Source organism: Serratia sp. Tan611 (assembly GCF_905188235.1).
Lineage (GTDB): Bacteria > Pseudomonadota > Gammaproteobacteria > Enterobacterales > Enterobacteriaceae > Serratia_B > Serratia_B rhizosphaerae.
In genome coordinates, this window is the sequence record NZ_LR994655.1 from 3,831,493 (window position 1) to 3,845,949 (window position 14,457).

Annotated in this window: 11 protein-coding genes; 2 read left to right on the top strand and 9 right to left on the bottom strand. The window is 57.1% G+C overall.

Translation table 11 applies throughout. The features are described from left to right. The first annotated feature begins 72 nt into the window (after positions 1 to 72). Together TAN611_RS18090 and rof are read left to right on the top strand one after the other, a co-directional pair. Complete coding sequence (locus TAN611_RS18090; protein ID WP_015673539.1) at positions 73 to 273, top strand: YaeP family protein; 201 nt, start codon at positions 73 to 75, stop codon at positions 271 to 273. After that, complete coding sequence (gene rof, locus TAN611_RS18095) at positions 260 to 523, top strand: Rho-binding antiterminator (protein WP_105232289.1); 264 nt, start codon at positions 260 to 262, stop codon at positions 521 to 523. Before TAN611_RS18090 ends, rof begins: the two co-directional genes overlap by 14 nt. A gap of 52 nt (positions 524 to 575) precedes the next feature. On the opposite strand, the gene TAN611_RS18100 is transcribed toward rof, so the two are convergent. The 9 genes from TAN611_RS18100 to dnaE all read right to left on the bottom strand — a co-directional run bounded on the left by TAN611_RS18100 (position 576) and on the right by dnaE (position 14,384). Further along, on the bottom strand, positions 576 to 890 hold the full coding sequence (locus TAN611_RS18100; RefSeq protein ID WP_105232290.1) for a cytochrome c: 315 nt from the start codon (positions 888 to 890) through the stop codon (positions 576 to 578). Positions 891 to 909: 19 nt separating this feature from the next. Beyond that, positions 910 to 2,220, bottom strand: coding sequence for a tRNA lysidine(34) synthetase TilS (gene tilS, locus TAN611_RS18105; RefSeq protein WP_203066830.1), 1,311 nt, complete (start codon positions 2,218 to 2,220; stop codon positions 910 to 912). A 56-nt stretch (positions 2,221 to 2,276) separates the two neighbouring features. Continuing rightward, the gene (gene dtpD, locus TAN611_RS18110) at positions 2,277 to 3,737 is read right to left on the bottom strand and encodes a dipeptide permease DtpD (protein ID WP_203066831.1); all 1,461 of its coding nucleotides are present in this window, start codon (positions 3,735 to 3,737) and stop codon (positions 2,277 to 2,279) included. A 70-nt stretch (positions 3,738 to 3,807) separates the two neighbouring features. Beyond that, positions 3,808 to 5,949, bottom strand: coding sequence for a lysine decarboxylase CadA (gene cadA, locus TAN611_RS18115; RefSeq protein WP_203066832.1), 2,142 nt, complete (start codon positions 5,947 to 5,949; stop codon positions 3,808 to 3,810). Positions 5,950 to 6,044: 95 nt separating this feature from the next. Then, positions 6,045 to 7,388 (bottom strand): cadaverine/lysine antiporter, encoded by a 1,344-nt coding sequence (gene cadB, locus TAN611_RS18120; RefSeq protein ID WP_105232294.1) that lies wholly within the window; start codon positions 7,386 to 7,388, stop codon positions 6,045 to 6,047. A 353-nt stretch (positions 7,389 to 7,741) separates the two neighbouring features. After that, positions 7,742 to 9,286 (bottom strand): lysine decarboxylation/transport transcriptional activator CadC, encoded by a 1,545-nt coding sequence (cadC, locus tag TAN611_RS18125; RefSeq protein ID WP_203066833.1) that lies wholly within the window; start codon positions 9,284 to 9,286, stop codon positions 7,742 to 7,744. Positions 9,287 to 9,376: 90 nt separating this feature from the next. Next, positions 9,377 to 9,766 (bottom strand): VOC family protein, encoded by a 390-nt coding sequence (locus TAN611_RS18130; RefSeq protein ID WP_105232296.1) that lies wholly within the window; start codon positions 9,764 to 9,766, stop codon positions 9,377 to 9,379. A 157-nt stretch (positions 9,767 to 9,923) separates the two neighbouring features. Then, the gene (gene accA / locus TAN611_RS18135; protein WP_105232297.1) at positions 9,924 to 10,883 is read right to left on the bottom strand and encodes an acetyl-CoA carboxylase carboxyl transferase subunit alpha; all 960 of its coding nucleotides are present in this window, start codon (positions 10,881 to 10,883) and stop codon (positions 9,924 to 9,926) included. Positions 10,884 to 10,895: 12 nt separating this feature from the next. Further along, positions 10,896 to 14,384: a DNA polymerase III subunit alpha gene (dnaE, locus tag TAN611_RS18140; RefSeq protein WP_105232298.1), complete on the bottom strand. Its 3,489-nt coding sequence runs from the start codon at positions 14,382 to 14,384 to the stop codon at positions 10,896 to 10,898. Positions 14,385 to 14,457 lie beyond the last annotated feature (73 nt).

Genomic DNA, 14,457 nt, shown 5'->3' on the forward strand with positions numbered 1-14,457 from the left:
ACAAACTCCGCAAACCTGCGCGTCATCGCATTAGCATTATTGATGGCTCTGCGGTTCTTAAGGGAGGAAATTGTGCAACAATACTGTGAGTTAGTACGACGTTTTTACGCCGGGATCGGCAGCGGAGATCTCGGCTACGTGCCTGATGCTCTAACCTGTGTCTTAAAGGCATTGGACGATGTGGCCGCCAACGGCGCACTGCCGTCCTCCGTTCGGGAACAGGCGGCCTTTGCCGCCGCTAACTTATTGGTGAGCGACTATGTTGATGAATGATGAGTACCAACCCATCAATTGCGATGATTACGACAACCTGGAACTCGCCTGTCAGCATAAACTTATTCTGAAGCTGGAGTTACGCGACGGTGAAGTGCTTGAAGCCAAAGCCGTCGATATGCTGCAAAAAAAGCGTGTTGAATATTTAACCATCGAACTGAACGGCCAGCAGCGCGATCTGCGCCTGGACCACATCAGCAGTTTCAGCCATCCGGAAATCGGTACCGTGGTCGTCAGTCTTTCCGACTGAACTGTCACGCTCTTCCTCTTACAGGGCAGCCGCCGGCTGCCCTTGTCATAGGCTAAGGCTTCAGACTGGCGTAATACGCCGCCAAATCCGCAATATCCGCGTCCGACAGGCCGGAGACGTAAGCCTTCATCACCTCGGCCTGACCGCCGGAGCGATCGCCGCTCTGATAAGCCTTGAGCGCATGCTCAAGATACAGGGCATTTTGCCCCGCCAGATTCGGGTACATCGGCACCGATACCTTACCCGCCGCGCCATGGCAGGCCAGACAGCTGGCGGACTTATTCTTGCCCGCCGCCGCATCGCCGGCGGCCAGCGCCGGCAGGCTCAGCAGCCCGGCTGCTGCAATAACAACGCTCACAAATTTCATTGCCGTTCCTCTGTGGGACTTAGGTTTTCTGCCACCGCAGCGACCAGAACGCCTGTTCCGGCTGCGGCCGCCCCGCCTCGGTAATAAAAACGCCGGGCGCGGCAATCAGTTGATCATCATAATAGAGTAAGGGGATCCGTTCACGCTGCCAGGGCGGAATACCCAGCTCCTGCCACAGTTTTTTCGCCGAGCGCGAATGCGCCCGTCCGACGATGCGCAGGGTGCCGCTGACGCCGAAGCGTACGCTGACGTGCTGCTGCGGCAGCGGTGCCCGCACGGTATCCGGGCCGCCCTCGCGGCTGAGCACGCCAAGACCGTCCGGCAGGGCCAGCGGCGCCTCATCCGGCCAGGCCAGGCATTGATCGCGTAAATCTGCCAGCGGCGGCAACAGGTATAACCGCTGGCGGAAGCGGCGAATCTGATAGTTCCCCAGACGCAGCTGCGGCTCGGCGTCACGGCGGGCCAGCGCCACTTCCCCCCACACCCGCTGCAGCTGTTCTCTTGCCGGCATGCTGACCGCAAAGCCCGCGATCCAGCGGCGCAACAGGGCAAAGCGGCGCGCGGCGGAGCAGGCGCTCAAGCCGTCAATCGCCAACGATCGCTCATCGTCCAGCAACGTCTGCAGCTGCTCCGCCAGCAGCTCATCCAGCAGCTGTTCCTGTTCGGCGCACAGGCTGGCGCTGCGCGCCGTCGCTTCGGCAAAGTGCGGCCAGCGCTGTTGCAGCAACGGTAAAATCTGCAAACGTAAAAAGTTGCGATCGAAACGCGCATCCTGATTGCTGTCGTCATCAATCCAGTCCAACTGATGCTGTTTTGCATAGTGCTCCAGTTGCTGACGGCTGACGCCAAGCAAGGGGCGCAGCAAAACATGTTCCCCCAGCGCGCCGCAGGCGGCCATCGCCGACAATCCGGCCGGGCCGCTGCCGCGCTTGAGCGCCAGCAGAAAAGTTTCGCACTGGTCATCCAGATGCTGAGCGGTCAGCAGGCTTTCTCCCGGCTGCAACGCCGTCTGCAACGCCTGATAGCGGGCATCGCGCGCCGCCGCCTCAATACCGCCGGCGCGCGGATCAAGCTGCACATGACGCACCGTCAGCGGCACCCGCCATGCATCGCACTGCTGCTGACAGTGCATTACCCAGCGGTCGGCAAACCGGCTCAGGCCGTGATGCACATGCAGCGCGCGCAGCTGCAACTCAGGATGCCGGCGACGCAGTTGCGTCAGCACATGCAGCAGGACGCTGGAATCCAGCCCGCCGCTGAAAGCCAGTAGCAACTGCCGGCACGTTCCCAACTGCTCCGCCACCCGGGTGATTAATTGATTGCTGTCCATGAATAGGTTCTATCGTCTCGACATGGCTGCAAGGTAACCCCGGCGGCTATTATCAATCAAGCATTAACCGCCCGCGTTTGACGGCGCGCCACCAGCCACCAGCCGCCCAGCAGCACAATCATCACGCTGGCGCTGCCGCCGGCCCACCAACCCACCTGAGCGAAAAATTGCGCATAGGCCTGCACGGCGGCGCCGCTGGTCTGCTGCTCCACGGTATGGCTGGCAATCACGCCCGCCAGATAGTTGGCTACCGCGCCGGTCGCCAGCATATAAATACCGGTCAGCACACCGGTAACGCCGGGAATGTTCAGACGGGTAATCTGCGCCATCGCCACCGGATCGATAAACAGTTCAGCCGCACCCATCAGCGCCAGCCCGGCAATCATCATCCCCATCGAGGTCTGTTTACCTAACTGCCCCAGCCGCGCATTGATCGCCATCAGCATAAAACCACTGCCGATCAGCAGCAGGCCAAAAGCGAACTTGCACCAAGTACGCAGCGCACGACGCCCTGTTTCACCGCTGCTCCCCAGCCAGGCCAGCGCCACGCCGCCCAACATCACCGCCAGCGCGTTGATCGACTGGAACAGCGCGGTCGGCACCGTCCAACTGAACCAGCGTCGGTCGACGAAGCGATCGATAAACAGGCTGATAGAACTGCCCCCCTGCTGCGCAAAGGCCCAGAACAGCGTCCCCAACAGCATCAGTGTGATAATTTGCCACAGCGCCCGGCGCTGGTCGGCGTCCGCCCGCCAAAGAATGCGCGCCAGCCACACCACAGCCACCGAACAGACCAGCATCAACAGGTAGCCGGACAAACCATAGATCAACAGAAAGGTGAAAAACAGCGGCGCAAGCAGTAACGCCGCAGCCAACCAGCCCCAGTTCGGCACGCCCCAGCAGACGGCTCGCAGCTGTACCAGGTTGACGCCGCGCACGCCACGAAAATGACGCCCGCCGCACAGGAAAAGGGTCAAGCCGGCAAACATACCGATCCCCGCCAGCGCAAAGCCGATATGCCAGCCATAGCGTTCCGCCGCCAGCCCGCAGGCGATAGGCGCCAGTATCGAGCCGACGTTGCCGGCGGCGTACAGCAGAGAAAAACCGCCTTCGCGCCGTGCGTCATTCGGTTGATACAGCTCCCCCAGCAGGCAACTGATGTTCGATTTAAACAGGCCGTAGCCACAGATAATGATCGCCAGCGCCAGATAAAGCGCCTGGCTGGATGCGCCGCTGAAGCCCAGCACCACATGGCCGAGCGTCATTAACACCGCGCCGGCAATCACCGCCGCGCGGTTGCCTAACAGGCGGTCGGCCAGCCAGCCGCCGAGAATGGGGGTAACGTAAACCAGAGAAGCGTAGGCGCTGTATAGCTCGATGGCATGGCCGTCAGAATAGCCGAGTTGGTGGGTCAGATAGAGAATAAGTAACGCACGCATGCCGTAAAAGCTAAAATATTCCCAAATTTGTATCGCTACGACATAGTAGATTGCGCGCGGCTGTGTGGGTGTTTGCATAGGAGTCTCCCATCAGTCGGTAGCCGACAAAAAGTGGGAGGCGCGAACGCCTCCCGATGACTGATTACGCTTATTTTTCGTTTTTCAGCACTTTAACGGTGTAACGTCCGTCTGCCTGACGGTAAGCGCCGTGGATATCGGTCTCAAAACCCAGATAATGCGCGCCGATTTCACACAGCATTTGCAGGAACTCCAGAACCGGGCGGCTCTCTTCGGTCAGCATCTCACCCGGCATTACCAGCGGCACGCCCGGTGGGTATGGCAGGATCATGTTGGCGTTCACCTTACCGACCATCTCTTCCAGATACACCTCTTCCACCTCACCGTGCAGTTCTTTCTGGAAGGCTTGATACGGGTTCATCACCATGCTTGGCAATACTTCAAAGGCGCGGTACATCAGGTTCGGCAGATTGTGCTGCTCAACCAGGCGGTGAATATTCTGCGCCAGATCCTGAATGCGCATATCCTCATAAAACTCGGGCGCTTCCTGATACAGCGACGGCAGCATGTTTTTCACCCGCAGGTTCAGATCGAACGCACGTTTAAATTCGGTCAGCGCACGCAGCAGGCTCAGCGCCTTGGTTTTATCGATGCCGATGCTGAACAGGAACAGCAGGTTATACGGCCCGGTTTTTTCAACGATAATGCCGTGTTCATCCAGATATTTCGCCACGATGCTGGCCGGAATACCGAACGGCTGCATCTCACCCTCTTTGCTCATCCCCGGCGTCAGGATGGTGACTTTGATCGGGTCGAGGTACATATGCTCGTTATCGATGTTTTTGAAACCGTGCCAGGCGCTGTCGGAACGCAGCGGCCAGCATTCGGCGTCATCGATATGCTCAGGCTGCCAGACGTCAAAGAACCAACCGTCGGACTCCACTTTCAGCCGTTTGATTTCTTTACGGAATTTAATTGCACGGTCGACAGAACCTTCAATCAGACGCTTACCGGCGTTGCCTTTCATCATCGCCGCCGCGGTTTCGGTAGAGGCCACGATGCCATAGTGTGGCGAGGTGGTGGTATGCATCATGTAGGCTTCGTTGAAGGTTTCTTCATTAATGTCGCCTTTCACATGAATCATCGACGCCTGCGAAAACGCCGCCAGCAGTTTATGGGTGGACTGGGTTTCATAAATCACCTTGCCTTCCACACGGTCGCCGCTCATCCCGCATTTGCCTTTATAAATCGGATGGAAGTTGGTGTAAGGCACCCAGGCGGAATCAAAGTGAATCGACTTCACGTCCAGCGTGTCTTTGATAAAGTCGGTGTTGTACAGCAGGCCGTCATAGGTGGAGTTGGTGATCACCGCATGCACCGGCCAACTGGCGTTCGGCGTCTCTTTCACCCGTTTGGCGATGGTAGCGCGGCTGAACTCACTCTGCGGGATGCCGCCAAGAATACCGTAGGCATTACGGGTCGGACGGAAATAAATTGGCGTGATGTCGCTCATCATCATCAGATGCGTCAGCGATTTATGGCAGTTACGGTCAATCAGCACCGTGCTTCCCGCCGGCGCCGAGTACATGCCGACGATTTTATTCGCCGTTGACGTACCGTTGGTCACCATATAGCTGCGCTCGGCGTTGAAGACGCGGGAAATATACTCTTCCGCCTCTTTATGCGGGCCGGAGTGATCCAGCAGCGAACCCAGCTCCGAAACGGAAATCGAAATGTCGGACTTCATGGTGTTCGGCCCGAAGAAGTCATAGAACAGGCTGCCGACCGGGCTTTTCTGGAAGGCGGTGCCGCCCATATGGCCCGGAGTACAGAAGGTGTACTTCCCTTCGCGTACGTATTTGAACAGCGCTTTGGTCAGCGGCGGCATAATGCTGTCGATATACTCATCGGTGTTCTGTTTTATCTTGGCGGCGATATCCTGAGCAGCGCCTAACGCATACTCAAAGAAGCGCACCTGCATACGTAAATCGTTCAGGCTGACGTCCAGCGTCGAATAGGTGTTGGCGAATGCATACAGCGGCATGTATTCATTGAGCTGGCTGATTTCTTCACACAGTTCCAGGTTGTATTTGTCCCAGTCGAAGATCACCCCGCACAGGCGGGCGTTGTTTTCGATCAGCTTCAGCAGGTCCGCGCGATCGTTCGGGTAAACCAGGCGGAAGCCCAGATTTTCCAGCGCCTGGTGCAGCTCACGGATCGGCTCTTCTTTGAAGTAGACGCCCATGTGATTCATGATGGCAATAACGTTCATACTCTATCTCCTGGCAAAGCCAGCCCCTTCCCGTCACGGCAGACAGGTCGGCAGGAAAAGGGCTGGATAAATATCAGTGGGTTAACGGCCGCGGCTTAATGTGCTTTCGCTGCGGCGTTATCTTCGATAGCCGCCTGCTTGGCGACCTGACGGGTATTCATCTTCCGGGCGTAGAACATCAGGATGATCAGACTGACGATAAAGGTGCCGGACAGTTCGAAGGAGTTGGCGCCCATCAGCGCGATAAAGCAGAAGCCACAGCCGCAGACGGAGGCAATCAGGCTCAACAGGTTGCGTACGTTAACGCCTTCGAAGCGGATCAAATCTACGCAGGAGTAGAAGTAAGGCAGCATAGTCAACAGCACCGCGATACCGGTCAACTCAGCGAACAGGTCGGACGCCTTGCCGCCGCTGGAGCTCATCACGGTGATCAGCACCATCAGCGCGGTCATTTTGCAGCTGGCCAGCAGCAGACCTTTTTTAGGAATGCCGTTTTTATCCAGCTCGCCGTACACTTTCGGGAAGTTGCCGTCATGCGCGGCGCGCACCCCGGCCTGACCCACCAGCATCATCCACGAACCCAATGAAGTCAGGCAGGCAAATGCGGTGAAGGCGGAAACCATCGGCGCGGCCCAGCTGCCCATAATGGCAGAGGCGCTGATGGCGAACGGCGCGCCGCTGGCGGCCATCTGGCTGGCGGGGAACATGCCGCTCATCACCTGCGTTGCGGCGATGTAGACAATGCCGGCCAGGCCAGTGCCCAGCATGGTAGCCAGCGGTACGGTGCGTTTCGGGTTTTTCACCATGCCGGTGCTGACGGCGGCGGATTCCACCCCGATAAACGCCCACAGGCACAGCAGGATGCTTTTAATCACCGCGTGGCTGTCAGTGGTGCCGGAGGTGTTCCAGTTGGCGTGATAGGTGGCAACATCAAACCAGTGCCAACCGGCAATGGCGGTCACAATCACAGGAATCAGCACCAGTACCAGCCCCATGGTGGTCAGACGGCTGACCCAGGTGCCGCCCAGCATATTCACAAAGGTAAAGACCCAGACAATGGCGATACAGGCAATACCTGCCGGGATCGGGTTATTCAATGCGGGGAAGAAAGTGGAAAGGTAAGATACAGCGGTAATACCGATGGCTAAATTACCAATCCAGTTGGCATGATAATAAAGTACGCCGGTCTGGAAACCGAATGCCGGGGAAATTTCCCCTGCGTAGGCAATCGGGCCGCCTTCCTGTGGATTTTTGGTGGCAAGGCGGGCATAAACATAGGCTAAAGACATGGCGCCAATAATAGAGATTACCCATCCCCATATAGCAATGCCGCCGAGGCTAGCCAGGTTCGCGGGTAACAATGCTATCCCGCTCCCCATCATATTACCGGCAACGACACCGGTACAGGCAATAAGCCCAATTTTCTTGGATGAAGCCATGGTCAGTTTCTCCTGAGTGTTATTTTTCTCTAAGTCAGAATGGAAAAAACGGCCGGCGCCGCCTGACTTGATGCTCAGGATATTAAGCAGCCACGGGAATAAAGTCCTAAAGATAAGGTGATATTACGCTCATGATCATACAAATGATAAGCTGAGGTTTTCCATTAACACATCAAGGAATCAAGAAAAGATAAACAGCCAATAAAAACATGAAATTAAAAGCACAAAGCGTGTTAAATAAATGCCTAAGACAACAAATTAAGTTAACCTAAAATTAACAGCATAAAAATACCATCCAACAAAAAAATAACCGCGCCGCCAATCTCATTGGCGGCGCGGTCAGTAAGACATATTTATTGCTTGGCGTAGTTGTTCAGATAAGGCACCACGGTGCTTACCGAGGTCTGAAATATTCCATTATTAATCCAGTGCAGCGTATTTTCACCGGGCCGTAGATTAAACGCGGTAATATAAGAGTCGGCGGCCAAATGATTTTGCCCCTGCATTTCATATACCTTGCCCAGCAGCACATAATTCAGCCATGACATCTGCACATCAATCGCTTTATTAATTGCCTGATGCGCCTCGTCAACCTGCCCTTGCCCCAATGCCTCTACGGTATATATCTGCTGCAGGATCGGGCTGTCTTGTAATTCCGGCACCGAGGCCAACTGCTGAATATCGCGTTGCAGCTGAGCCAACTGCTCGCCGTCGAACGGCTGATAAGAATTACGCAATAAATCGACCAGCGTTTTTTCCGCGGCGATATACAGGAAATCGGGCGAGCTCTTCATCAGGTCGCTCAGCAGCCCGCTGGCGCGCGTCAGCGACGCCATATCGCCCTGAATCAACAGCTGGTGCGCCTGATAGAACTGCTGCAGGGCCGGCCCCTGCTTCGGCAACAGCTTATTCAGCCGCGTCTCCAACTGGGGCGGCCACGGCTGTTTCAGTACGGCGGACATATTGCTCAGCAGGTCCATCAGGATCGTGCGCTGATTATCCTTAGTGAGAAAATAGCGCTTATCCAGCATGATTGAGCTGTCGGCATTATCCACCAGCCGCACGGACAGGAAGCACTGCTGGGCGCGGTAGTGGCGCTGGTTGACGAACTCGATGGTCAGCGACTTGCCGGAGCTGCTCGGCCCCGAGTAGTTGTAGTTGGTCTGGTCATGCACCAGAAAGGTGGAATAGGTATTGAGTGAATCGGCGATCAGTTCGCTGATGCCCACCACGTAGGAGAGCTGCGGCATCCAGTTGCTGCAGCTGTTGCCGCCCTGAATGCGGATATCGATATCGCGCGGATTGAGCAGCATCGGCATGGTAGCGACCGGCACGCGCTGCGCCTGCGTGGCAATACCGACAAACGCCACGCAGGCGCAGAGCGCGGCCAGGAAGCATAGCCATACCCAAAACGGCGAACGCTGATAAAACCGCCTGTCACTGCCTTTGGCCGCCGTTGACGTCGTCGGGCGCGGCGGCACATAGACCGGCGCATCCTCTTCATCATCGCCGTCTTCCGGCTCATGCATAATCACCGCCACCTGAGGCGCTGCCAACGGCGTATCTTCAGCTTCGCGGCACCATATCACCGGCGCCGCCAGTTTATAGCCGCGCTTCGGTACCGTGATGATATATTCCGGACTCTGCTCATCGCCGTCTTTCAGGTATTTACGCAGTTCGGAAATACTTTGCGTCACCACATGATTGGTGACGATATTACGCTTCCAGACATTCTCGATCAGTTCATCCCGACTCAGCACCACATCCGGGTGGCAGGCGAAATAGAACAACATATCGATTAAACGTGGCTCCAGCGTCTTCCGACGCCCGTCACGGCTGATTTGGTTGTCAGCCGGCGTAACCAGCCACTCTCCGACGCGAAAAACAGGCTGTTGCATGGCGGAAATAACTCAAAGAGAACCTAAGGCAGGCGCGCGATAATAGCATATTCAGCCTGCAACCTGAGCCATTACGCGCCGATTAAGCATTCATTGTTCATATAATTCTAGCGGCAAGCCATCCGGATCGCTGAAGAATGTGAACCGCGACTCGGTATAAGGGTCAACCCGCACCGGCTCGCACTCTACGCCGGCCGCCTGCAGCTGCGCCACCGCCTGTTCAATATCCGCAACGCTGAACGCCAGATGACGTAGGCCGCAGGCTTCCGGGCGATTGACCCGCGCCGGCGGCGACGGAAAGGAAAACAGCTCAATCACATACTGGCCGTTCAACGCCAGATCGCCCTTCCAGGAGTCACGCTCCGCGCGATAATACTCGCCCTGCAGCGTGAAGCCCAGAATATCGCAGTAAAAACGCTTACTTACGGCATAATCGGACGCGATAATCGCAATATGGTGCACCTGACGTAATGCCAGCATAGTTTTCTCCTTTTATTCAGACCGTTAGCAACATATCGGCCGGCTTTGCCGCCGTCAACGGGGAAACGGCCGAAAACGCCGTTGCCGATCAAAGCGGATGCGCCAAATCGCAGGCATAAAAAAACCGCCCGCAGGCGGTTTTTGATCGGCACCGGGATCAGCAGTAGCCGTAGTTCATCAGGCGCTGATAGCGGCGGTTAAGCAGCTCTTCTTTGTTCAGCCCGTCGAGATCGGTCAGATCCGCCAGCAGTTGCGCCTTCAGCGATTCGGCAATCGCCGGTACATCGCGGTGAGCGCCGCCCAACGGCTCCGGGATAACCGAGTCGATCAGCTGCAGCTCTTTCAGGCGCGGTGCGGTGATGCCCATCGCCTCAGCGGCAATCGGCGCTTTGTCCGCGCTCTTCCACAGGATAGAGGCGCAGCCTTCCGGCGAAATCACCGAATAGGTGCTGTACTGCAGCATATTGACTTTGTCGCCCACGCCGATAGCCAGCGCGCCGCCGGAGCCGCCTTCGCCGATGACCGTACAGATCACCGGCACGTTGAGACGCGACATCTCACGCAGGTTGCGGGCAATAGCTTCCGACTGGCCGCGCTCTTCTGCGCCCACGCCCGGATAGGCGCCCGGAGTATCGATAAAGGTGATGATAGGCATGTTAAAGCGCGAGGCCATTTCCATCAGGCGCAGCGCCTTACGGTAGCCTTCCGGCGCCGGCATGCCGAAGTTGCGACGAATTTTTTCCTTCGTCTCACGACCTTTCTGGTGGCCGATAATCATCACCGGACGGCCTTCCAGACGCGCGATGCCGCCGACGATGGCTTTATCATCAGCATAGGCGCGGTCGCCTGCCAGCTCTTCAAAATCGGTAAAGATATGTTCGATATAATCCAGGGTATAAGGACGGCGCGGGTGGCGTGCCAGTTGAGCAACTTGCCAGGCCCCAAGATCGGAAAAAATCTTGCGCGTCAGCTCAACGCTCTTTTCACGCAGGCGCTGAACTTCTTCGTCCAGATTAATATCTAATTTTTCGTCTTGACGGCTGACGGCAGTCAGCGAGTCAATTTTCGCTTCCAGCTCTGCAATCGGCTGTTCAAAATCAAGAAAATTCAGACTCATAGCATTCCTATATTAGTCAAATTCCAGTTCCACCTGCTCATTACCTACCAAAGTCCGTAAGTCTATCAACAAGCGGTCCGTGGGCGTCACTCGCCAGGTTGCGCCAAAACGCAGCTTGGCACGAGCGTCGACCCGTTGATAGTACAGATGCACTGGAATCGTCCCCGATCGATGGGGTTCCAACGACTGGCGGAGACGGTTCAAAAGCTGGTCATCAATTTGCCTGTCCGTCAGCGAGATAGCAAGCCCACGAGCATATTTTTCACGGGCTTCACTGATGTCCATTAGCTCGCGGGCGGTCATTTTAAGCCCACCGCTAAAGTCATCAAAGCTGACCTGTCCACTGGCAATCAGGATACGGTCTTTTTCCAACAAATGCTGGTATTTTTCTAACGCGTCGGTAAATAACATCACCTCCAGGCGTCCGGAACGGTCATCCAGGGTGCAAATACCGATACGATTGCCGCGCTTGGTGACCATCACGCGCGCAGCGACCACCAGCCCGACGGCGGTAGTCATTTTGCCCCGATCCGTCGGGTGCATATCTTTCAAACGCAGGCCGCCGGCGTAGCGTTCGATCTCCTTCAGGTACTGGGTAATCGGGTGGCCGGTCAAATACAGCCCCAGCGTTTCCCGCTCACCGTCCAGCACCACCTGCTCCTGCCACGGCGCCACGTTGGCGTAGGACTGTTCCACCTGTTCCGGCGCTTCCGCCAGTACGCCAAACATATCCACCTGGCCGATAGCCTCGGCCTTGGCATGCTGGTCCGCCGCTTTCAATGCATCAGGCAGCGAGTTCATCAGCGCGGCGCGGTGCGGCCCCAACCGGTCGAATGCGCCGGACATAATCAGCTTTTCCAGAATACGCCGGTTAAGCTTTTTGATATCCGAGCGCGCGCACAGGTCAAACAGATCTTTAAAATAGCCCTGCTCGCCGCTGTTGCGTGCTTCAAGAATAGCCTCAATCGGCCCTTCACCCACGCCTTTAATCGCGCCGATACCGTAAACGATCTCGCCGTCATCATTGACGTGGAAGTGATACAGGCCGCTGTTGATGTCCGGCGGCAGGATCTTCAGCCCCATGCGCCAGCATTCGTCCACCAGGCCGACCACCTTATCGGTGTTGTCCATATCGGCGGTCATCACCGCCGCCATAAACTCGGCCGGATAATGCGCTTTCAGCCACAGCGTCTGGTAGGATACCAGCGCATAGGCGGCAGAGTGGGATTTGTTAAAGCCGTAACCGGCGAATTTCTCCACCAGGTCAAAGATTTTCATCGACAGTTCGCCGTCGACGCCGATGCTCTTCGCGCCATCTTCAAACACCGAGCGCTGTTTCGCCATCTCTTCCGGCTTTTTCTTACCCATTGCACGGCGCAGCATATCCGCGCCGCCCAGCGTATAGCCGGCCAGCACCTGGGCAATCTGCATCACCTGTTCCTGATACAGGATAATGCCGTAGGTCGGCTCCAGCACCGGTTTAAGCGATTCATGCTGCCACTGGATATCCGGGTAGGAGATCTCTTCACGACCGTGCTTACGGTCGATAAAGTTATCTACCATGCCGGACTGCAGCGGCCCCGGGCGGAACAGCGCCACCAGTGCGATCATATCTTCGAAACAGTCGGGCTTCAGGCGTTTGATCAGGTCTTTCATGCCGCGCGATTCAAGCTGGAATACCGCCGTGGTTTCCGAGCGCTGCAGCATATCGAAACTTTTCTTGTCATCGAGCGGGATCGCCGCGATATCTATCGGCTCCTCGCCACTTTTGGCGCGCCGGGCGTTGATCATCTCCAGCGCCCAGTCGATGATGGTCAGAGTACGCAGCCCCAGGAAGTCAAACTTCACCAGACCGGCGTATTCCACATCGTTCTTGTCGAACTGCGTCACCGGGTGATGCCCTTCGGCGTCGCAGTACAGCGGCGCGAAGTCGGTAATCTTGGTCGGCGCGATCACCACGCCCCCGGCGTGTTTACCGGCGTTACGGGTGACGCCTTCCAGCTTGCGCGCCATATCGATCAGCGCTTTGACCTCTTCATCCGCCTCATAGATTTCCGGCAGCTGCGGCTCGGCGGCAAAGGCTTTCTCCAGCGTCATGCCCGGGTCAGGCGGCACCAGCTTGGAGATACGGTCAACGAAGCCATACGGATGCCCCAGCACGCGGCCCACGTCGCGGATTACCGCTTTCGCCGCCATGGTGCCGAAGGTAATAATCTGCGATACCGCCTCGCGGCCGTACATGTCCGCCACGTGCTCGATCACCCGGTCGCGTTTTTCCATGCAGAAGTCGACATCGAAGTCGGGCATCGAGACACGTTCCGGGTTAAGGAAACGTTCGAACAGCAGATCGAACTCCAGCGGATCCAGATCGGTGATTTTCAGCGCGTAGGCCACCAGTGAGCCGGCACCAGAGCCACGTCCCGGCCCTACCGGCACATCGTTATCCTTCGACCACTGGATAAACTCCATCACGATCAGGAAGTAGCCGGGGAAACCCATCTGGTTGATGACCTTCAGCTCGATATCCAGACGCTCATCATATTCAGGGCGTCGCTGGGCGCGAACCTCCGGATCCGGGTACAGAAACTCGAGGCGCTCTTCCAGCCCCTCTTTCGACTTGGCGACCAGGAAGTCTTCGGTGGTCATCTCACCGGTCGGGAACTGCGGCAGGAAATATTCGCCCAGACGGATGGTGACGTTGCAGCGCTTGGCGATTTCAACGCTGTTGATCAGCGCCTCAGGAATATCGGCAAACAGCTCGCACATCTCATCTTCGCTGCGCATATACTGCTGCGCGCTATAGTTGCGCGGGCGTTTGGGATCGTCGAGGGTAAAGCCGTCATGGATAGCGACGCGAATTTCATGCGCGTCAAAATCGTCTTCTACCAGGAAGCGTACGTCGTTGGTGGCCACCACCGGCAGGCCGCGTTCAGCCGCCAACGCCACCGCCGCGTGCAGGTAGTTCTCCTCGTCCGGGCGTCCGGTGCGGATCAGCTCCAGGTAGTAACTGTCGGGGAAGTATTGTTGATAAAAATCCAGACACTGATCGACCTGCGCCTGGTTGCCGCGCAGCATAAATTTGCCCACGTCGCCCATTCTGGCGCCGGACAGCAGAATCAGCCCTTCGCGGTATTCAATCAGCCAGTCGCGGTCGATAATCGGCCCTGCCGCGCCGTAGCCGCGCTGGTAAGCACGGGAAATCAGCAGCGTCAGGTTTTGATAGCCGGTGTTGTTCGCCGCCAGTACCGTCAGCTCGGCCAGCTCATCGCCCAGCACGTCGCTCTGTACGTGGAAATCTGCGCCGATGATCGGCTTTACCCCGGCGCCGTGCGCCGTGCCATAAAATTTCACCAGGCCGCACAGGTTGGTAAAGTCGGTGATGGCCAGCGCCGGCATGGTAAGCGCCGCGGCCCTCTTCACCAACGGGCCGGTCTTGGCGAGTCCATCTATCATGGAGTAGTCGCTGTGAACGCGCAGGTGAATAAAACGAGGTTCGGCCATATCCAGATACCAAAATGGGGGGCTCAGCAGGCTGAACCCGGGTTAACTCCAGCGTATTGTCAGGCCCGGTTCG

Bases quoted from the DNA above. Each gene is read 5' to 3' on its own strand.
- tilS (WP_203066830.1), bottom strand. From the start codon at position 2,220: ATGGACAGCAATCAATTAATCACCCGGGTGGCGGAGCAGTTGGGAACG.
- cadC (WP_203066833.1), bottom strand. From the start codon at position 9,286: ATGCAACAGCCTGTTTTTCGCGTCGGAGAGTGGCTGGTTACGCCGGCT.
- TAN611_RS18130 (WP_105232296.1), bottom strand. From the start codon at position 9,766: ATGCTGGCATTACGTCAGGTGCACCATATTGCGATTATCGCGTCCGAT.
- cadB (WP_105232294.1), bottom strand. From the start codon at position 7,388: ATGGCTTCATCCAAGAAAATTGGGCTTATTGCCTGTACCGGTGTCGTT.
- dnaE (WP_105232298.1), bottom strand. From the start codon at position 14,384: ATGGCCGAACCTCGTTTTATTCACCTGCGCGTTCACAGCGACTACTCC.
- accA (WP_105232297.1), bottom strand. From the start codon at position 10,883: ATGAGTCTGAATTTTCTTGATTTTGAACAGCCGATTGCAGAGCTGGAA.
- TAN611_RS18100 (WP_105232290.1), bottom strand. From the start codon at position 890: ATGAAATTTGTGAGCGTTGTTATTGCAGCAGCCGGGCTGCTGAGCCTG.
- cadA (WP_203066832.1), bottom strand. From the start codon at position 5,949: ATGAACGTTATTGCCATCATGAATCACATGGGCGTCTACTTCAAAGAA.
- dtpD (WP_203066831.1), bottom strand. From the start codon at position 3,737: ATGCAAACACCCACACAGCCGCGCGCAATCTACTATGTCGTAGCGATA.
- rof (WP_105232289.1), top strand. From the start codon at position 260: ATGTTGATGAATGATGAGTACCAACCCATCAATTGCGATGATTACGAC.